Raw genomic sequence first — 18962 nt, forward strand, 5'->3', positions numbered from 1 at the left:
AGCGCCGGGGCAGCAGCCCATGCTCCGCCGTTGATCTGACACCATTCCCCGGGGGCCCCGTTCGGCGGATGGACGGAGCTCGTTTGGAGAGACTTGCGACCAGGGGACGGATGGGACCGCGCAGTGCGGGGCTACGAACGCCAGGAGCGAGAGCCGGCGGCTGACGTCGACCACCTCTCTCGGTTCGAGGCCGAGATGGAGCGGCTGAAGACCGAGCGGGAAAAGGCGATCCAGCACGCCGAGGACCTCGGCTACCAGGTCGAGGTGCTGCGCGCCAAGCTGCACGAGGCGCGCCGCACCCTCATGTCCCGTCCCGCGTACGACGGGGCCGACATCGGCTACCAGGCCGAGCAGATGCTGCGCACCGCCCAGATGCAGGCGGACCAGCTGCGGGCGGACGCCGAGCGCGAGCTGAGCCAGGCCCGTGCGCAGACCCAGCGCATCCTCCAGGAGCACGCCGAGCAGGCCGCCCGTCTCCAGGCGGAGCTGCACGCGGAGGCGGTCGCCCGCCGCCAGCAGCTCGACCAGGAGCTGGCCGAGCGCCGGGCGACCGTCGAGTCGCACGTCAACGAGAACGTGGCCTGGGCGGAGCAGCTGCGCGCCCGCTCCGAGGCCCAGGCCCGCCGCCTGGTCGAGGAGTCCCGCGCCGAGGCCGAGCAGGCCCTCGCCGCCGCCCGCGCCGAGGCCGAGCGGCTGGTCACCGAGGCCCGGCAGCGGCTGCAGAGCGACGCCGAGTCCGCCCGCGCGGAGGCCGACCAGATCCTGCGCCGCGCCCGCGCGGACGCCGAGCGGCTGCTGAACGCCGCCTCCACCCAGGCGCAGGAGGCCACCGACCACGCCGAGCAGCTGCGCTCCAGCTCCGCCAGCGAGTCCGAGGCCGCCCGCCGTCAGGCGTCAGAGCTGAGCCGGGCCGCCGAGCAGCGGATGGCCGAGGCGGAGGCCGCGCTGCGCGAGGCCCGCGCCCAGGCCGACAAGGTCGTCACGGAGGCCAAGGAGGCCGCCGCCAAGGCGCTCTCGAGCGCCGAGACGGAGGGCGAGCAGCGCACCCGTACCGCCAAGGAGCAGGTCGCCCGGCTCGTCAGCGAGGCCACCAAGGAGGCCGAGGCCACGAAGGCCGAGGCCGAGCAGGTCGTCGCGGACGCGCGCGCCGAGGCCGAGAAGATCGTCGCGGAGGCCGCCGAGAAGGCCCGCACGATCACGGCCGAGGAGACCGCCTCCCAGCTCGGCAAGGCGGCCCGTACGGCCGAGGAGGTCCTCAACAAGGCGTCTCAGGACGCTGCGGCGACCACCAAGGCCGCCGCCGAGGAGGCCGACCGGATCCGCAAGGAGGCCGAGGCCGAGGCGGACCGGCTGCGCGCCGAGGCGCACGACATCGCGGAGCAGCTCAAGGGCGCCGCCAAGGACGACACCAAGGAGTACCGCGCCAAGACCGTCGAGCTGCAGGAGGAGGCCCGCCGACTGCGCGGTGAGGCCGAGCATCTGCGCGCCGAGGCGGTCGCCGAGGGCGAGAAGATCCGCGCCGAGGCGCGCCGCGAGGCCGTCCAGCAGATCGAGGAGGCGGCCAAGACCGCCGAGGAGCTGCTCGCCAAGGCGAAGGCCGACGCGGACGAGCTGCGCACCACCGCCACCGCCGACAGCGAGAAGGTCCGCACCGAGGCCATCGAGCGCGCCTCGATGCTGCGCCGCCAGGCCGAGGAGGCCCTGGAGCGCACCCGGAGGGAGGTCGAGACCCAGCGCGCCGAGGCCGTCGAGCTGGCGGACGCGATCAAGGAGGAGGCCGAGAAGGTCGCGCGCGCCCTGCGCGAGGAGACCGAGCGGGCCGTGGAGGCCCGCCGCACGGAGGCCGCGGAGGAGCTGGGCCGCCTGCAGTCGGAGGCCGAGCAGCGGCTCGCCTCGGCCGAGCAGGCCCTCTCCGACGCCCGTGCGGAGGCGGAGCGGATCCGCCGGGAGGCCGCCGAGGAGACCGACCGGCTGCGCACGGAGGCCTCCGAGCGCATTCGTACGCTGCAGGCGCAGGCCGAGGCCGAGGCCGAGCGGCTGCGCACGGAGGCCGCCTCGGACGCGTCGGCCTCGCGCGCGGAGGGCGAGGCCATCTCCGTCCGCCTGCGCTCGGAGGCGGCGGCCGAGGCCGAGCGGCTGAAGACGGAGGCGCAGGACACCGCCGACCGGGTCCGCGCTGAGGCGCAGGCCGCGGCCGAGCGGCTGAGCACGGAGGCCTCGGAGACGCTGGCTGCCGCCCAGGAGGAGGCCGCCCGGCGCCGCCGGGAGGCCGAGGAACTCCTCGGCGCCGCCCGCCAGGAGGCCGACCAGGAGCGCGAGCGCGCCCGGGAGCAGAGCGAGGAGCTGCTCGCGGTGGCGCGCGCCCGGGTCGAGGAGGCCCAGGCCGAGGCCGTACGGCTGGTGGAGGAGGCCGACCGGCGCGCCACGGAGATGGTGTCGGCGGCCGAACAGCACGCCCAGCAGGTGCGGGACTCCGTGGCCGGGCTGCACGAGCAGGCGCAGGAGGAGATCAGCGGCCTGCGCTCGGCCGCCGAGCACGCGGCGGAGCGTACGCGCACCGAGGCGCAGGAGGAGGCCGACCGGGTCCGCTCCGACGCCTACGCGGAGCGCGAGCGGGCCACCGAGGACGCGAACCGCATCCGGCGGCAGGCCACCGAGGAGTCGGAGGCCGCCAAGGCGCTGGCGGAGCGGACGGTTACGGAGGCGATCGCCGAGGCGGAGCGGCTCCGTACGGACGCCGCCGAGCACGCGCAGCGCGTGCGGACCGAGGCATCGGACACTCTCGCCGAGGCCGACCAGGCGGCGGCTCGCGCCCGTGCGGAGGCGCGCGAGGACGCCAACCGGATCCGGTCGGACGCGGCCACGCAGGCGGACACCCTCATCACCGAGGCGCGCGCGGAGGCCGAGCGGCTCACCACTCACACCGCCGCCGAGGCCGAGCGGGTGCGCTCGGAGTCCGTGGCCAAGGCGGAGAAGCTGCTGTCGGACGCCACCGACGAGGCGGAGCGGCTGCGCGCCGAGGCCGCCGAGACGGTCGGCTCCGCGCAGGCGCACGCCGAGCGGATCCGCACCGAGTCGGAGCGGGTCAAGGCCGACGCGGAGGCGGAGGCCGAGCGGATCACGACGGCGGCCCGCGAGGAGGCCGAGCGCACCCTGGACGAGGCCCGCAAGGACGCCAACAAGCGGCGTTCCGAGGCGGCCGAGCAGGTGGACAAGCTCATCACGGAGACCGCCGCCGAGGCCGAAAAGCTCCTCACGGAGGCCCAGCAGACGGCTCGCAAGACGACCGCGGACGCCGAGGCGCAGGCCGACACGATGGTGGGTGCCGCCCGCACGGAGGCCGACCGTCTGGTCGCCGAGGCGACGGTCGAGGGCAACACCCTGGTGGAGCGGGCGCGGGCGGACGCGGACGAACTGCTCGTCGGCGCGCGCCGGGACGCCACCCAGATCCGGGAGCGCGCGGAGGAGCTGCGCGAGCGCATCACCACCGAGATCGAGGAGCTGCACGAGCGGGCGCGGCGCGAGTCGGCCGAGGCGATGAAGTCGGCGGGCGAGCGGTGCGACGCACTGGTCAAGGCCGCCGAGGAGCAGCTGGAGAAGGCCAAGGCGCAGGCGAAGGAGCTGCTGTCGGAGGCCGACTCCGAGGCGGGCAAGGTCCGTATCGCGGCCGTGAAGAAGGCCGAGGGGCTGCTGAAGGAGGCCGAGCAGAAGAAGGCCACGCTGGTCGCCGAGGCCGAGCAGATCAAGGCCGAGGCGATCCGCGAGGCCCGCAAGGCCGTCGAGGAGGGCAAGCGGGAGCTGGAGATCCTGGTGCGCCGGCGGGAGGACATCAACGCGGAGATCTCCCGTGTCCAGGACGTCCTGGAGGCCCTCGAGTCCTTCGAGGCGCCGTCCGCCGGCAAGGACTCGGGGGTCAAGGCGGGCGCCACCGTGGGTGCACCCCGTTCGGGTGGCAAGACGTCAGAAGGCTAGCCAGAAGCGCCGTTCTATGCTTGACGGGGGGCTTCGTACAGCTCCTGGCAAGCCCCCCGACATCTCAGCCACTCAAAAGGAGTGTCATTCTCCAGATCAAACACGCATCCGCTCGATGACACGCCGCTTTGCGCCCTAGGATTCCCCTATCACCTCACCGGTCTCATTCGACAGGAACCCCATGAGCGACACTTCCCCCTACGGCTTCGAGCTTGTGCGGCGTGGGTACGACCGCGCTCAGGTGGACGAACGGATCTCCAAGCTCGTCTCCGACCGTGACAGTGCTCTCGCCCGCATCACCGCCCTGGAGAAGCGCATCGAGGAGCTCCACCTCGAGACGCAGAACGCCCAGGCCGCCGTCAGCGACGCGGAGCCGTCCTACGCGGGTCTCGGCGCGCGCGTCGAGAAGATCCTCCGCCTCGCCGAGGAAGAGGCCAAGGACCTGCGCGAGGAGGCCCGCCGCGCCGCCGAGCAGCACCGCGAACTCGCGGAGTCGGCCGCCCAGCAGGTGCGCAACGACGCGGAGTCGTTCGCCACGGACCGCAAGGCCAAGGCCGAGGACGAGGGCGTCCGGATCGTCGAGAAGGCCAAGAGCGAGGCCTCTCAGCTGCGTGCCGAGGCGCAGAAGGACGCGCAGTCCAAGCGCGAGGAGGCGGACGCCCTCTTCGAGGAGACCCGCGCCAAGGCCGCGCAGGCCGCCGCGGACTTCGAGACGAACCTCGCCAAGCGGCGTGAGCAGTCCGAGCGGGACCTGGCGTCCCGTCAGGCCAAGGCGGAGAAGCGCCTCGCGGAGATCGAGCACCGCGCCGAGCAGCTGCGCCTGGAGGCGGAGAAGCTGCGCACGGACGCCGAGCGCCGCGCCCGCCAGACGGTGGAGACGGCCCAGCGCCAGGCCGAGGACATCGTCGCGGACGCGAACGCCAAGGCCGACCGCATCCGTTCGGAATCCGAGCGCGAGCTGGCGGCGCTGACGAACCGTCGCGACTCCATCAACGCCCAGCTCACCAACGTCCGCGAGATGCTGGCGACGCTCACGGGCGCCGCGGTCGCCGCGACCGGCACGCCGGCCGAGGACGAGCCGATCTCCCGCGGGGTCCCGGCGCAGCAGTCCCGGTAACATCGGGCCGTACGGCGTCTGAACATCCGCGAAGCCCTCCGCCACTCAAGTGGCGGGGGGCTTTGCGCCGTTTTAGCGTGGGCCGCATGATCGAGCTCGAGGGGCTGACCAAGCGGTACGGCGACAAAGTGGCGGTCGACGGCCTCACGTTCACCGTCAGACCGGGCGTCGTCACGGGCTTCCTCGGTCCGAACGGCGCCGGGAAGTCCACCACCATGCGGATGGTGCTCGGGCTCGACCACCCCACCGCCGGCGACGTCCGTATCGACGGCAGGCACTACGACCAGCTCAAGAACCCGCTGCGGTCCATCGGCGCCCTGCTCGACGCGAAGGCCGTGCACGGCGGGCGCAGCGCCTGGAACCATCTGCTGTGCCTGGCGCAGAGCAACGGCATCCCCACCTCCCGGGTGCACGAGGTCCTGGACACGGTGGGGCTGACCTCCGTGGCCCGCAAGAAGGCCAAGGGCTTCTCGCTCGGCATGGCCCAGCGGCTCGGCATCGCGGCGGCGCTGCTCGGCGATCCCCGGATCCTGATGTTCGACGAGCCGGTCAACGGCCTCGACCCCGAGGGCATCCACTGGATCCGGACCCTGATGAAATCGCTGGCGGCACAGGGGCGGACGGTGTTCGTCTCCAGCCACCTGATGAGCGAGATGGCGCTGACCACCGACCATCTGGTGGTCATCGGACAGGGCCGGCTGCTCGCCGACACCTCCATGGCCGACTTCATCCGGCGCAACTCGCGCGCGTATGTGCGCATTCGTTCCCCGCAGCGCGAGCGGCTGCTCGACGTCCTGCGCGAGGCGGGCATCACGGTCGTCGAGACGGGCAGCGGGGCGCTGGAGGTGGACGGCGGCAAGGCCGAGTTGATCGGCGAACTGGCGGCCCGGCACCACATCGTGCTGCACGAGTTGAGCACCCGGCAGGCGTCGCTGGAGGAGGCGTTCATGCAACTGACGGCCGCGTCGGTGGAGTACCACGCCCGCGCGGACGCGCCCGCCGGGGAGTGGGGCGCCGACTGGAAGAGGGGAGCCTGACCATGGCGGCCACCCAGGTCCAGGTCCGCGTGCAGGTCCTCAGGTCCGAGTGGACCAAGATCCGGTCGGTGGCGTCCACGGTGTGGACGCTTTCCGTCGCGCTGGTCGTCACCGTCGCCCTCGGGATGCTGATCTCGGCGCTGACCCGGAACGAGTTCGACAGCATGAGCCCGCGGGAGCGGCTCACCTTCGACCCGACGTTCATCAGCTTCGCCGGGATGAGCCTCGGTCAGCTCGCGATGATCGTGTTCGGAGTGCTGGTCGTGTCGAACGAGTACAGCACCGGCATGATCCGCACCTCGCTGGCCGCGGTCCCCCAGCGCGGCACCTTCCTGTCCGGCAAGATCGCGGTGGCGACCGCGCTCGCCCTCGTCGTCGGCCTGGTCACCGGTTTCGTCGCCTTCTTCCTCGGCCAGGCGATGCTCGGCCCGCACCGGGCGTCGATCGCCGACCCCGGGGTGCTGCGAGCGGTCATCGGCGCCGGGCTGTACATGACGCTCATCGCGGTGTTCTCGATGGGGGTCGCCACGATGCTGCGCTCGCCCATGCTGTCGCTCGGCATCCTGATGCCGTTCTTCTTCCTGATCTCGAACATCCTGGGCCATGTCTCCGCGACGAAGAAGATCGGCCGCTTCCTGCCGGACCAGGCGGGCAGCAGGATCCTGCAGGTCGTCCCCACGGCCGGAGACGACACCCCGTACGGGCCCTGGGGCGGCCTCGGGATCATGGCGCTGTGGGTGATCGCGGCGCTCGCCGGCGGCTGTGTCCTGCTGAAACGACGCGACGCCTGACCGCGGGTGGTTTTTACCTGCCCTTGGGCGGAACCGTCAGCGCCCCGATATCCTCCTAACCCTTACGGGGGGCGTGCGCCCCGCTGTGCTGAACCTTGCGATGGGTGCGGAGCATGATCGAGGCAGTCGGCCTGACCAAGCGCTACGGCGACAAGACCGCTGTGTACAACCTCTCCTTCCAGGTGCGGCCGGGAGCCGTCACCGGCTTCCTCGGGCCGAACGGCTCGGGCAAGTCGACGACCATGCGGATGATCCTCGGCCTGGACAACCCGACCTCGGGGACGGTGACGATCGGCGGCTACCCGTACCGCAAGCTGCCCAACGCGCCCCGCCAGGTCGGCGCCCTGCTCGACGCCAAGGCCGTGCACGGCGGCCGGGCCGCCCGCAACCATCTGCTGTCCCTCGCCCAGCTCTCCGGCATCCCGGCCCGCCGCGTGGACGAGGTGCTGGCCGTCGTGGGCCTGCAGGAGGTGGCCGGGAAGCGGTCCAAGGGCTTCTCGCTCGGCATGGGGCAGCGGCTCGGCATCGCCGCCGCGCTCCTCGGCGACCCTCAGGTGCTGCTGTTCGACGAACCGGTCAACGGCCTCGACCCCGAGGGCATCCTGTGGGTCCGCAACCTGATGAAGTCGCTCGCGGCGGAGGGCCGTACGGTCTTCGTCTCCTCGCACCTGATGAGCGAGATGGCGCTCACCGCCGACCACCTGATCGTGATCGGGCGCGGGCAGCTGCTCGCCGACATGAGCGTCAAGGACTTCATCTCCGCCAACTCCGCCGACTTCGCCCGTGTCCGCACCCCCGACACCGAGCCTCAGCAGCGGGAGAAGCTGACGGCCGCGCTCACCGAGGCGGGCGGGCACGTGCTGCCCGAGCAGGACGGCGCGCTGCGGGTCACCGGGCTGCCGCTGCCCCGCATCAGCGACATCGCGCACGACACCGACGTACGCCTGTGGGAACTGTCGCCGCACCAGGCCTCGCTCGAGGAGGCGTACATGCGGATGACGCAGGGAGCCGTCGACTACCGCTCGAGCATCGACCAGAAGGCGGGCCTGATGCAGCCGGTGCCGCCCGGCGTCCAGCCGCCGGTCCCGGTGCCGGTGCCGGGCCAGGGCCAGCCCGGCTGGTACGCGCCACCGCCGCCGCAGCAGGGCGGACAGCCGTTCTCCATGCCTGGGCAGCCCGGGCAGCCGCCCACGGGGCCGTACGCCGCCCCGGCCGCACCGTCCGCCGGGCAGCAGCCGAACCCCTACGCCCAGCCGGCGCCCCAGAACCAGGCACCGGCCCCCGCCGCCCCGCCCGCGCAGGCGCCCGCCGCCGACGCCACCGCCGCTGCCGACCCGACCAAGTCCGAGGACGCCCGATGAGCACGCCCCAGCCCCCCATGTCGCAGGCCGCGCCCACCTGGCAGGCGGCGCCCGGTTCCGCGTACCCCACCTACACCTCGCCGATCCCGGTCGTGCGCACCCACCTCGGACACGCGCTCGCCTCGGAGTGGACGAAGATCAGGTCGGTGCGCTCCACGATGTGGACGCTGGGTGTGTTCCTCGTCCTGATGATCGGCATCGGGACGCTGTTCGCCGCCATCGCCGCCGCCTCGGACGCGCACCTGGAGGGCAGCTCACCGCTGGGCCTCGGCATCGGCGGAGTCCTCACCGGCAGCATCTGCATCATCACGCTCGGCGTGCTGACCACCGCCTCCGAGTACGGCACCGGGATGATCCGGACGACCATGACCGCGTGCCCGAGCCGGACCAGGGTGCTGCTGGCGAAGGCGATCGTCTTCTCCGCCGTGGCGTTCGTGATCACGACGGTGTCCGCCCTGCTCGTCGGCATCCTCCAGACCGCCATGCTGAGGAGCCACGGCCTGGCCCAGCCCTCCGGCACGGAATGGCTGAAGGGGACGGTCGGCATCGGCTTGTACGTGGCGCTGCTCGGCCTGCTCTCGCTGTTCGTGGGCTCCGTCATCCGGCACTCGGCGGGTGCCATCACCATCATGATCGGCCTGGTGCTCGCCCCGCTGGTCATCGCGATGTTCCTGTTCTCGGAGTCGATGCGGGGCCTGCAGAGGTTCCTGCTGGAGTACTCGATCCCGAGCCAGCTCAGCGCCCTGTACGGGGACTCCCTGGGCGGCTCGGGCCCCACGGGCTGGGAGCCGGTGTGGATCGTCCTCGGCCTCGCGGCCGTCGCCTTCGCCGGCGCCTGGCTGCTGCTGGAGCGGCGGGACGTGTAGGCCCCGGGCCCCGGGCCTCAGTACTTCGGCGCGTTACGGGACCGCTGCACCCGCGTGGTGCGGCGGTCCTTCGCGTTCCAGCAGGACTTGTGCCAGTGCCGGCGTTCGTCCACCCCCGCGAACTCGGGCCAGGCCACCACGTGCGGGAGCCCCGAGGAGATCACCTGGTCGCAGCCGGGGCACCGGTAGGTCTTGCCCTCGGCGCTCGCGCCCGCCACATGGCGCACGCTCCACTCCTCGCCCTGCCAGCTCTCGGTGGACTGCCAGCCGCCGTACCGCTCCCTGTCGTCGTCCGCGCTCCGGCCGGACGAGCCTGGGCCCTTGGGTCGGTTGCGACGCGGGGACACGGGACACCTCACAGGGCTATACAGGGAGCAGCGGCCCTATCCAGCCTACGCGGCGCCGACAGGGGTAGGCGTACGTCACCAACTCCACGGATCCCCCCTTCCATCGGCCCATTCGGCAGACAATCCGCAAATCTCCCCGCCGACCCGTGACTTGGGCACATGTCAGGCAGTTATGCCGCATGGGGGAGCTCCGCGTCGGGGCCAGGAAAGCAGGAAGTGCGATGCGCGTTGGAAGTTTTGTACTGGCGGCCCAGTTTCCGGGACAGGGCCAGGGGGAGGCGCTGCACCGCGCGGTGCGGTCGGCCGAAGCCGCCGAGGAGGCGGGCCTGGACACGGTGTGGCTGGCCGAGCACCACTTCGTGCCGTACGGGACCTGCCCGTCGGCGATCACGCTGGCGGCCCTCCTGCTGGGCCGCACCCGCCGCCTCCGGGTCGGCACGGCGGTGAGCGTCCTGTCCACCGCGCACCCGGTGGCGCTCGGCGAGCAGGCCGCCCTGCTGCACATCACCTCCGGTGGGCGGTTCTCGCTCGGGGTGGGGCGCGGCGGACCGTGGGTGGACCTGGAGGTGTTCGGCGCGGGGCTGAAGGCGTACGAGACGGGCTTCCCGGAATCACTCGATCTGCTGGTGCGCTGGCTGCGCGAACCGTCCGTCGCCGCCGCGGGGGAACGATTCACCTTCCGTGAAGTCCCGGTCGTCCCGCGCCCATCGGAGTCGCTCACGGACGCCGAGGGCCCGGAGGTCGTCGTCGCCTGCACCTCACCGGCGAGCGTACGGCTGGCTGCCGAGCGGGGGCTGCCGATGCTGCTCGGCATGCATGTCGGGGACGAGGAGAAGGCGGACATGGTCGCGCTGTGGCGGAGTCACGCGCAGGCGGCAGGAGTCGCCGGCGACACGATCGCCGGCGCCGCCCATGTCTCGGCCGGTGTCTGCCAGATCGCCGACCGGCGCACCGACGCCGTCGAGGCGCTGACGAAGGCGATGCCAGGCTGGCTGAAACAGGGGCTCGACGCGCATGTGACGGTGGACGGGCGGGCCCGCGCGATGCGGGACCCGCTCGCGTACACCGAACTGCTCTGCGGGCTGCACCCGGTGGGCACCCCGCGGCTGTGCGCCGACCGGCTCGCGGCGACCTCCGAGCGGACCGGCATCACACGCTTCGCGCTGCTCGTCGAGGGCTCCGGCGACCTTGCGGCGACGGTGGAGAACGTCCGCAGGCTGGGCGCCGAGGTACTCCCCCACCTCCGCTGAACCCACCGGGCGGGTCACGGATGCGGGAGCTTGCCGCCTTGCTACCTACGCGGGAGCTTGCCGCTCCGAAACCGATGCACTTCCCGCGTACGGAGCGGCAAGCCGTACGACTCTGCGGGTCTCAGCAGTCGCGCAGCTCCGGTGACTGGTTGAGGAGCTGACTGCGGACCGAGGTGAAGCGGGCCAGCGTGTCGTCCACCGAGGAGTCCAGCGGGAACGCCGCCACTCGGTGGCAGTTCTGGAACGCCAGGCGCACTCCGAAGTGCCGCTGCAACGCACCGCGTATCGCGTCGCTCGCGAGCGCGCGCAGCAGCTGTCCACGTGCCTGCTCGTCCGGCGGGGGCGTCTGGTTGTCGGCGAAGTCACCGCCGTCCACCTTCAGCTGGGCCACCAGGGAGCTGATCATCTCCCACGCGTAGGGCAGGGAGGTCCGGACGCAGTCGACGAAATCGGCTTCGTCGACCTCGCCTCGCTCGGCCTGTTCGAGCAGGGCCGGTGAGACGTCGAGCGACATGGGTTCTCCTCTCGCACCCCGAGACAACAGGGGTTGATGGACAGGTAAGGGAGTTCGCGATATCGAACACGTTGTGTACACACTTCGCGACCTCCCGTTTACTACGGTAGGCAACCGCCGATGACGGCACCAGGAAAATGCGAACACAGCGAAATCCCACTGGGCACACAACAAGCCATTGCCGAACGGGGGCAACTCGGGAAAAAGGGAGGAGCCCCGGGGGCCGGCCCGCACATGGTCGAATCGCGTGCGGACGGGGGCGTCGAGTAGCGTTGCCGACCATGCGTCTCGTCATTGCCCGGTGCTCCGTCGACTACGCGGGCCGTCTCACCGCCCACCTCCCCTCCGCTCCCCGCCTGATCCTGGTGAAGGCGGACGGAAGCGTCTCGATCCACGCGGACGACCGTGCCTACAAGCCCCTCAACTGGATGTCGCCGCCCTGCACGCTGAAGGAGGGTTCGAGCGACGAGGAGGGCGTGTGGACCGTGATCAACAAGTCGGGCGAGAAACTGATCATCACGATGGAGGAGATCCTCCACGACTCCTCGCACGAACTCGGCGTCGACCCGGGGCTGATCAAGGACGGCGTGGAAGCACACCTTCAGGAACTGCTCGCCGACCGCATCGAGACCCTCGGTGAGGGCTACACGCTGATCCGCCGCGAGTACATGACGGCGATCGGGCCGGTGGACATCCTGTGCCGGGACGCCGAGGGGCAGACCGTGGCGGTGGAGATCAAACGGCGCGGCGAGATCGACGGCGTGGAACAGCTCACGCGCTACCTGGAGCTCCTGAACCGCGACCCGCACCTCGCGCCGGTGCGCGGCATCTTCGCGGCCCAGGAGATCAAGCCGCAGGCCCGCGTGCTGGCCACGGACCGCGGGATCAGCTGTGCGGTGCTGGACTACGACGCCCTGAGGGGCATCGAGGACGACAAGCTCCGGTTGTTCTGAGGGGGTTCGTCCCGAGGGACGGTACGGCGACGGAGGGCCGGGTCCGGGAGGCGGACTCGGCCCTCTTACGTCGCCGGGGCGCTATATCACCGTGCCGGTGCTGCTCGGGGTGCCGGAGCCGGTGGTGGGGGCGCTTGCGGAACTGCTTGACGTGGCAGGGGCGCTGGAGGCGGGGCCGCTCGCGGACGTGGACGTGCTAGGCGGGGCCGAGGTCGTCGGTGTCGGTGAGGTGGGCGTGGGTGCCTGCGTCGGACCCTGCGACGGGGGACTCGACGACGACTTGGAGGGCGTCGGCATGGACGACTTCGGCGGAGTCGGCTTCGACGGCGGCTTCGAGGTCGACTTCGGCGGAGTCGCCCCCTGCGTACCCGTCGGATCGCTCGACGGCTGATCCGAGGTGCCCGGCGTCGGACTGCCCGTAGTACCGGGCGTGCCGGCCTCGCCGGGAGCCTTCGCCGTCGCCGCGCCCACCGAGCCCGAACCGGCCTTGCCGCCCGAGTCGTCGCCCGCCTTGTCCGCGCCCAAGCTCCCGCCTTCCGTGCCCTGGCTTGCCGAAGGGCCCACGCGGACCTGGTCCGCCGGGGACTTGCCGTCGTTGTTGGACGTCATGCCGAGCGTGACCACCGTGCCGAGCACCGCGACCAGCGCCGCGCCCGCGCCCGCGGCCACCAGGTTGCGCCGGGTGCCCTTGGCCACGCCTCGCAGGCCGCCGGACGAGCGGACCGGCGCCTGCTGGGTGAGCAGGGCCCCCATGTCACCGGAGGGCGTGGGCACCAGGAAGCCGGTCGGCGGCGTCGGTTCGGCGGGCGGCTCCACACCGGGCGGCGTCTCACCGGACCGGTCGGCGACGAGCGCGAGGGCACGCCGCCCCGCGACCGTGCCGCGCTTGTCGGCGAGGGCGCCGCGCAGCCCGATGGACGCCTCCAACTCGGCCCGGGCCCGGTCGAGCTGTCCGCCGCAGAGCGCGAGGATGCCCAGCTCGTGGTGGAAGTAGGCCTGCTCCCCGACCTCACCGGCCAGCCGGGACGCCTCCGCGCCGGAGCGCAGTGCCCGCTCCCAGGCGCCCCAGTGCAGCCCCGCGGCCAGCGCGGGCGCCGCCTGCCGGGCCAGTCGTACCGCCGCGCTGTCCTCGCCCTCGGCGGGCGATGGGGGTCCCTCCTGCTCGAGCGAAGGCGAGAGCTTGGGGGAGGTGACCGGCACCAGGGCGGTCAGCGCGGCCAGTATGGCGTCGGCCTCCGCGGAGACCCTCTCGGGCGTGACCGAAGGGTGCCCGGCCCACCAGGAGTAGTGCTGGGCGGCCTTGAGCGCGTACTCCTCCGCGCCGGTCGCGTATCCGGCGGCCTCCAACTGGGTCAGCACTCCGGCCGCGAGCCGGTAGCGGGAGCCGACCGGGGAGACCAGGGCGCAGCCGACGAGTTCGGCGAGCGCCGCGTCCGCGTGGGTGTCGTCGACGAGGGCCGGCAGGTGCGTCTGGTGCGGCACCTCTCCGCCGAGCGCGACCGCGAACTTCAGCGTCTCGCGCGCCGAGGCGCTGAGCCGGGAGGCGAGCAGCGGGGCGGGCGCGGCCGCTTCGGCGAGCGACGGCAGCGGCACGTCACGGCCGTCCCCGGCGTCGAAGGGCGCGTCGATGGGGACGTCGACGTCCTGGAAGACGCCGAACTCGTCGACGGCGCCCTCGTCGGCCCGCTGCCGGTCGCGCTGCCTGAGCAGCGCCCCGGCCTGCACGAAGCGCAGCGGCAGTCCCTCGGACTCGAACCACAGGTCGCCCGCCCAGTTCGCCTCCTCCTCGGTGAGGTCGCGGCCGACGGCGCGTTCGAGGAGTTCCAGGCCTCCCGCGCGGGCGAGTCCGCCCAGGAAGACCTCCTCCACGTGCGAGTCGGCGGAGGGCGCGGGCACGTCGGGCGTGGCGGAGAGCAGGAAAGCGCACTCGGGTGTGGCGTCCAGCAGCTCGTCGAGCGCACTGCCGCCGAACTCCAGGTCGTCCAGGACGACGACGGCGCCGATCCCGCGGACGTACTCGAGCAGCTCCTCCCGGTCGGGCCGGTGCCGGGGCGCCTTGTGGACGGCGGCGAAGAGGTCGTACAGCAGGTCGCCGGTGGTGCGCCGGTAGCCGGTCAGGCGTACCACGCCGTCGGGCGCGAGATCCGCGCAGTCCTCGGCGACGACGTCGAGGAGCGTGGTGCGGCCGGAGCCGGAGGGTCCGGTGAGCCGGACCGAGCGGCCGCGGGCGAGCAGCCGCACCAGCCGTTCGCGTTCCTCCTGGCGCTCGAGCAGCGGCAGCCGTGCCTGCGAGGGCCCGGGCGGTACGGGCGGCCTGGCGGCGCGCTCGCGGCCGCTGCGCTCGTCGGCGGTGTACTTGGCCGGGCGCGCGGGGCGCTCCCCGGGCGGGCAGACCTCGATCTCGCTGCCGTCGACCGGGTTGACGGTGAGCAGGAAGTCGCCCGTCACGAGCTGGACGGTACGGGCGAGTGCCGGTGCCGGCTGTCCGAAGTCGGGTGTGATGGGGTCCCGCGGCGGTCGTCGGCCCGGCGCGTCGCCAGCGCCGTCCCGGCCGTACTGCTCGGGTCCCGCGTTGTTCGGGTCCATAGGTCCAAGCCCCCCAAAAGCGTCGTGTGCCTGAGCCCCTCCCGGCCTTGCCGCACACTGCGCTGTCGCTTCTGGTCCGGTGCCCGCTCGAGGGCCTGAGGGCGGCGGGCAGCCGAACCCTAAACCTTCGGTCAGTATCTCCGACAGGGCGGGGTACCGCGCCGTCCGAGACATCACAGTCTCGTGAGGATTGCGCGCGACGCACGTTTCGTCGGCGTTCACCCCTGGGGGCTGATTTCCGGGTCACCCGCGTAGCGCCGGCGAAACCCGTGCCGTCCGTCACCGCCCGGTCAGACCCGGGGCAGTGACTCCACCCCGATGCCGCCCTCGATGGCCAGGATCCGGTGCAGCCGGGTGGCCACCAGCAGGCGCTGCATCTGTGGCGGTACACCGCGCAGCACCAGCCGCCGGCCGCACCGCCCGGCCCGCCGGTGGGCCCCCATGATCACCCCGAGTCCGGTGGCGTCCCAGGAGTCCAGTTCGGACAGGTCGAGCACCAGGTCGCCGACGCCGTCGTCGACGGCCGAGTGCAGGACCGTACGGGCGTCCGCCGCGCTGTGGACGTCGAGGCGGCCCCCGACGACCAGCCCGGCGTGGTCGCCCCTGATGTGCATATGCGCTCCCCGAGAGTGCGTCGCTGTGTACTCCGCGTTGTGGTTGTGCAACGTCTGACTGCCTGGAGAGCGGCCAGGTTGCCGATCGTTGGCGAACCGATACCGAATTCACCCGGGAGGGTGGTCCCCGAGGGGGCCCGTGGTGTCAGTACGTGTAGAAGCCCTGCCCGCTCTTGCGGCCGATGTCACCCGCGTCAACCATCCGGCGCATCAGCTCGGGCGGAGCGAACTTCTCGTCCTGGGTCTCGGTGTAGATGTTGCTGGTGGCGTGCAGCAGGATGTCGACGCCGGTGAGGTCGGCGGTGGCCAGGGGTCCCATGGCGTGGCCGAAGCCCAGCTTGCAGGCGAGGTCGATGTCCTCGGCGGTGGCCACGCCCGATTCGTACAGCTTGGTGGCCTCGACGACGAGTGCCGAGATGAGACGGGTCGTCACGAAACCGGCGACGTCACGGTTGACGACGATACAGGTCTTGCCGACGGACTCCGCGAACTCGCGGGCGGTGGCCAGGGCTTGGTCGCTCGTCTTGTAGCCGCGGACGAGTTCGACGAGCTGCATCATCGGAACCGGCGAGAAGAAGTGCACGCCGACGACGCGCTCCGGGTGCTCGGTGGCCGCCGCGATCTTGGTGATCGGGATGGCGGAGGTGTTGGACGCGAGCACGGTGTCCTCGCGTACGAGCTTGTCGAGCGTCCGGAAGATCTCGTGCTTGACCTCGAGCTTCTCGAAGACGGCCTCGATGACGACGTCCGCGTCGGCGGCGGCGTCGAGGTCGGTGGTCGCCGTGATGCGGGCGAGCGCCGCGTCGGCGTCGTGCGCCTCCAGCTTGCCCTTGCTCACGAACTTGTCGTACGACGCCTTGATGGCGTCCGTGCCACGGTTCAGCGCCTCGTCCGTGACGTCCCTGAGGACGACGTCCCAGCCGGCCTGGGCCGATACCTGGGCAATACCGGAACCCATGAGTCCGGCCCCGATGACGGCAAGCTTCCGTGCCACTGTGCGACTCCCCTGACGCGCTGTCCGTGTATGCCTCTCGGGCGGACACTAGCGCTCGTGAGGGCCGGTGTGACCGGTTAGTAACGCGCGTCACGTCTCACATGACGGACATCACACGGGCACGGGTCATTCCGGGGCACGGACGGCGTACTTGAGCACCTTCTCGCTCAACAGCTCCTCCATCTCGTCGAGAAGCAGGAGCACCTCGCGTCACCTTCTCGGCCGTGAACGGCCGAGCTTGTGCACTCGGTCGTGCACACCTCGTCGCGCTCCCGACTGCCCCCTACGACAGGACGGTCACGGGTCGATCCACCCAGCTCCCTTCTGTTTCAGGGGGTGGGTGCGGGTGCGGTGACGAACACCCACGCCGAGCGTGCGCGCTGGCGCACGTTGACCCCGGCGACGACGTCGGCCGGACCAGCGAGACCGCACCGACGACAACAGAAATGGTCCCGCGTGGGCCGGTTGGCCCGCTCGGTATGGCCGCAGCGCGGGCAGCGCCGCGAGGTGTAGGCCGCGTCCACCTCGAGGAAGGGCACCCCGGCCTTGCGTGCCTTGTAAGCCAGGTGCTGTCCAAGCTGGTGGAAAGGCCAGGAGGAGAGGGTGCCCCGCTGGTCGCGGCGAAGCCGTACCCGCTCGCGGATCCCGCCGAGTTGCTCGACGGCGATGCCCCGACCGGTGCGTTGCGCGACGGACACGATCTCCTTGCTGATGCGGTGGTTCACCTGGGTGGCATGGCGTTTCTCCTTCTGCGCGCGGCGTGCGAGACGGCGCGTGGCCGAGCGGGTGTTCTTCTTCTGTAGTTCGGCGCGTTTGCGAGCCTGCCAACGCCGGTAACGGCACAGACGGTGGCCCTGGTAGTTGGTGCCGTCCGACGTGGTGGCGAAATTGACAATGCCCCGATCCACACCGCGCCTCGCTGTCGTACGCGCTGGCGATGAACGTCCGCACGCCGCAGGAGTTCGGGCCCCTCATCAACGCGACGACCATGCCGTCCATGCTCCTTTCGGGCCTGATGCTGCCGATGTCCCTGGCCCCCGGCTGGCTGGACGTGCTCTCCCACTTCATGCCGCTGCGCTATCTGGTGGATGCGGTGCGGGACGCGTACGTCGGCTCCTACGCGACGGCGCACATGCTCTACGGCGTCCTGGTCGCGGTCGGCCTCACGGCGCTCGCCGTGACGGTGGGCACACGGGTGTTCCGTACGGCCGGGGCGTAACTACGCTGGTCGCATGGTCAATCTCACGCGCATCTACACGCGGACCGGCGACAAGGGCACGACGCACCTCGGGGACATGAGCCGGGTGCCGAAGACCGACCTGCGGATCGCCGCCTACGCGGACGCCAACGAGGCGAACGCCGTGATCGGCACCGCGATCGCGCTGGGCGGCCTCGGCGAGGAGGTCGTCAAGGTCCTCACCCGCGTGCAGAACGACCTGTTCGACGTGGGCGCGGACCTGTCGACTCCGGTGGCCGAGAACCCGGAGTTCCCGCCGCTGCGGGTGGAACAGTTCTACATCGACCGGCTGGAGGCGGACTGCGACCGCTTCCTGGCCGACCTGGAGAAGCTGCGCTCGTTCATCCTGCCCGGCGGCACCCCCGGCGCGGCCGTGCTGCACCAGGCGTGCACGGTCGTACGGCGCGCCGAGCGCTCCACGTGGGCCGCGCTGGAGATCCACGGCGAGGTGATGAACCCCCTGACGGCCACGTATCTCAACCGGCTCTCGGACCTGCTGTTCATCCTCGCCCGGTACGCGAACAAGGAGACCGGGGACGTGCTGTGGGTGCCCGGCGGCGAACGCTGACCCCGACGCCCCTCCGGTCGTGCCGGTGGGAGCGCTGAGCCCGCACCCCCACCTGCTCAGCGGCCGGTGCCGTCCTGGTCCGCGTCCCGGTCCGCCTGCGCGAGCGCGGACTCCGCGGCGGCCACCTTCTGCTGCATGTCCGCGAACCCGGACGCGGCCGCGGACGGGGCCGCGGACGGGCCACCGGACGACGCCGGGGTGGCCGCCGTGCCGTGGTCCCGTGCGCAGCCCGCGGTGAGGCCCACGAGGAGGCCCACCACGGGGGCGCCCGCCCGCAGCGCTCGCATCAGCTCGCCGCCTTGCCGTTGTCGTTGTCCGCGCACCACGTCTTGACCCCGGCCAGGTCCTTCTGCCGCTGCTGCAGCGTGGTCACCAGCGACTTGCGGGAGGTGAGGCGGTCCTGGAGATAGGTCGCGATCTCGTCGTGGCCCGCCTTCTTCGCGTTGTCCACGCGATGCTGCAGCCGGGCGATGGAACCGCGCACGTCGGCGCCGCCCTCCAGCCGCTTCAGCGCGCGGTCGATGCGCCGGTCGATCTTCGGCACCCGCTTGCACAGCGCCTTCGCCCCGTCGCCCTTGGGCGCCGCCTCCGCCGTGTGCGGGGACGCGGGCGTGGGTGACGTCTCCGCCGCGGCCACCCCGGTCCCGCTCACCAGCAGCACGGTCGTGGCCAGACCCGCGAGCAGGGTGCGCCGTCGTCGTGCGTCCATGTCCTCCTCCGTTCCCGGACGGCCCGTCGTCCGTCCGACGCCGCGG

General features: G+C 72.0%; 17 protein-coding genes and 2 pseudogenes. 10 read left to right on the plus strand and 9 right to left on the minus strand.

Features of this window, described 5'->3' with window-relative positions; all coding sequences use genetic code 11:
• Positions 1-123 precede the first annotated feature (123 nt).
• The 6 genes from scy (at position 124) to AB0N14_RS00215 (ending at position 9144) form a co-directional block, all read left to right on the plus strand.
• A complete protein-coding gene (scy, locus tag AB0N14_RS00190; protein ID WP_366023490.1) occupies positions 124-3972 on the plus strand; it encodes a polarized growth protein Scy in 3849 nt (1282 codons plus the stop codon).
• A gap of 181 nt (positions 3973-4153) precedes the next feature.
• Positions 4154-5089, plus strand: a complete 936-nt coding sequence (locus tag AB0N14_RS00195; protein ID WP_366023491.1) for a cellulose-binding protein — start codon at positions 4154-4156, stop codon at positions 5087-5089.
• Positions 5090-5175: 86 nt separating this feature from the next.
• Entirely contained in the window at positions 5176-6126 is a 951-nt protein-coding gene (locus tag AB0N14_RS00200) for an ATP-binding cassette domain-containing protein (RefSeq protein WP_366023492.1), read from the plus strand.
• A 2-nt stretch (positions 6127-6128) separates the two neighbouring features.
• Positions 6129-6917: an ABC transporter permease subunit gene (locus tag AB0N14_RS00205; protein WP_366023493.1), complete on the plus strand. Its 789-nt coding sequence runs from the start codon at positions 6129-6131 to the stop codon at positions 6915-6917.
• A 113-nt stretch (positions 6918-7030) separates the two neighbouring features.
• Positions 7031-8278, plus strand: coding sequence for an ABC transporter ATP-binding protein (locus AB0N14_RS00210; protein WP_366023494.1), 1248 nt, complete (start codon positions 7031-7033; stop codon positions 8276-8278).
• On the plus strand, positions 8275-9144 hold the full coding sequence (locus tag AB0N14_RS00215) for an ABC transporter permease subunit (protein ID WP_366023495.1): 870 nt from the start codon (positions 8275-8277) through the stop codon (positions 9142-9144). The genes AB0N14_RS00210 and AB0N14_RS00215 overlap by 4 nt, the downstream gene beginning before the upstream one ends.
• Before the next feature lie 17 nt (positions 9145-9161).
• Here the strand turns inward: AB0N14_RS00215 and AB0N14_RS00220 are convergent, their stop codons facing one another.
• Positions 9162-9491 carry an ATP/GTP-binding protein gene (locus tag AB0N14_RS00220; RefSeq protein ID WP_366023496.1) on the minus strand — a complete coding sequence of 110 codons (330 nt, stop codon included), beginning with the start codon at positions 9489-9491 and terminating at the stop codon, positions 9162-9164.
• 221 nt (positions 9492-9712) lie between these two features.
• On the opposite strand from AB0N14_RS00220, the gene AB0N14_RS00225 reads away from it, so the two are divergent.
• A complete protein-coding gene (locus AB0N14_RS00225; protein WP_366023497.1) occupies positions 9713-10741 on the plus strand; it encodes an LLM class flavin-dependent oxidoreductase in 1029 nt (342 codons plus the stop codon).
• A 121-nt stretch (positions 10742-10862) separates the two neighbouring features.
• Here AB0N14_RS00225 and AB0N14_RS00230 read toward each other — a convergent pair whose 3' ends face one another.
• Positions 10863-11255, minus strand: coding sequence for an SCO5389 family protein (locus AB0N14_RS00230; RefSeq protein WP_366023498.1), 393 nt, complete (start codon positions 11253-11255; stop codon positions 10863-10865).
• Positions 11256-11536: 281 nt separating this feature from the next.
• Between AB0N14_RS00230 and nucS the strand changes: the two genes are divergently transcribed.
• Positions 11537-12208 (plus strand): endonuclease NucS, encoded by a 672-nt coding sequence (gene nucS, locus AB0N14_RS00235; RefSeq protein ID WP_366023499.1) that lies wholly within the window; start codon positions 11537-11539, stop codon positions 12206-12208.
• An 81-nt stretch (positions 12209-12289) separates the two neighbouring features.
• Here the strand turns inward: nucS and AB0N14_RS00240 are convergent, their stop codons facing one another.
• The 5 genes and pseudogenes from AB0N14_RS00240 to AB0N14_RS00260 form a co-directional block, all read right to left on the minus strand.
• On the minus strand, positions 12290-14794 hold the full coding sequence (locus AB0N14_RS00240) for an ATP-binding protein (protein ID WP_366023500.1): 2505 nt from the start codon (positions 14792-14794) through the stop codon (positions 12290-12292).
• A gap of 290 nt (positions 14795-15084) precedes the next feature.
• Positions 15085-15408, minus strand: a complete 324-nt coding sequence (locus tag AB0N14_RS00245) for an STAS domain-containing protein (RefSeq protein WP_366023501.1) — start codon at positions 15406-15408, stop codon at positions 15085-15087.
• Between the two features lie 145 nt (positions 15409-15553).
• Positions 15554-16402, minus strand: coding sequence for a 3-hydroxyacyl-CoA dehydrogenase family protein (locus tag AB0N14_RS00250; RefSeq protein WP_366023502.1), 849 nt, complete (start codon positions 16400-16402; stop codon positions 15554-15556).
• A gap of 126 nt (positions 16403-16528) precedes the next feature.
• Positions 16529-16612: pseudogene (locus AB0N14_RS00255) on the minus strand (TetR/AcrR family transcriptional regulator); the annotation flags it as partial.
• Between the two features lie 119 nt (positions 16613-16731).
• A complete protein-coding gene (locus AB0N14_RS00260; protein WP_366023503.1) occupies positions 16732-17310 on the minus strand; it encodes a transposase in 579 nt (192 codons plus the stop codon).
• Between the two features lie 5 nt (positions 17311-17315).
• On the opposite strand from AB0N14_RS00260, the pseudogene AB0N14_RS00265 reads away from it, so the two are divergent.
• Positions 17316-17621 (plus strand): annotated as a pseudogene (locus AB0N14_RS00265) (ABC transporter permease); the annotation flags it as partial.
• 13 nt (positions 17622-17634) lie between these two features.
• Positions 17635-18207, plus strand: coding sequence for a cob(I)yrinic acid a,c-diamide adenosyltransferase (locus tag AB0N14_RS00270; protein ID WP_366023504.1), 573 nt, complete (start codon positions 17635-17637; stop codon positions 18205-18207).
• 56 nt (positions 18208-18263) lie between these two features.
• Here the strand turns inward: AB0N14_RS00270 and AB0N14_RS00275 are convergent, their stop codons facing one another.
• On the minus strand, positions 18264-18494 hold the full coding sequence (locus AB0N14_RS00275; RefSeq protein ID WP_366023505.1) for a hypothetical protein: 231 nt from the start codon (positions 18492-18494) through the stop codon (positions 18264-18266).
• Positions 18494-18916 carry a hypothetical protein gene (locus tag AB0N14_RS00280; RefSeq protein ID WP_366023506.1) on the minus strand — a complete coding sequence of 141 codons (423 nt, stop codon included), beginning with the start codon at positions 18914-18916 and terminating at the stop codon, positions 18494-18496. Before AB0N14_RS00280 ends, AB0N14_RS00275 begins: the two co-directional genes overlap by 1 nt.
• Positions 18917-18962 lie beyond the last annotated feature (46 nt).

It is taken from the genome of Streptomyces sp. NPDC051104 (genome assembly GCF_040682835.1).
In the GTDB taxonomy this organism is placed as follows: Bacteria; Actinomycetota; Actinomycetes; order Streptomycetales; family Streptomycetaceae; genus Streptomyces; species Streptomyces cynarae.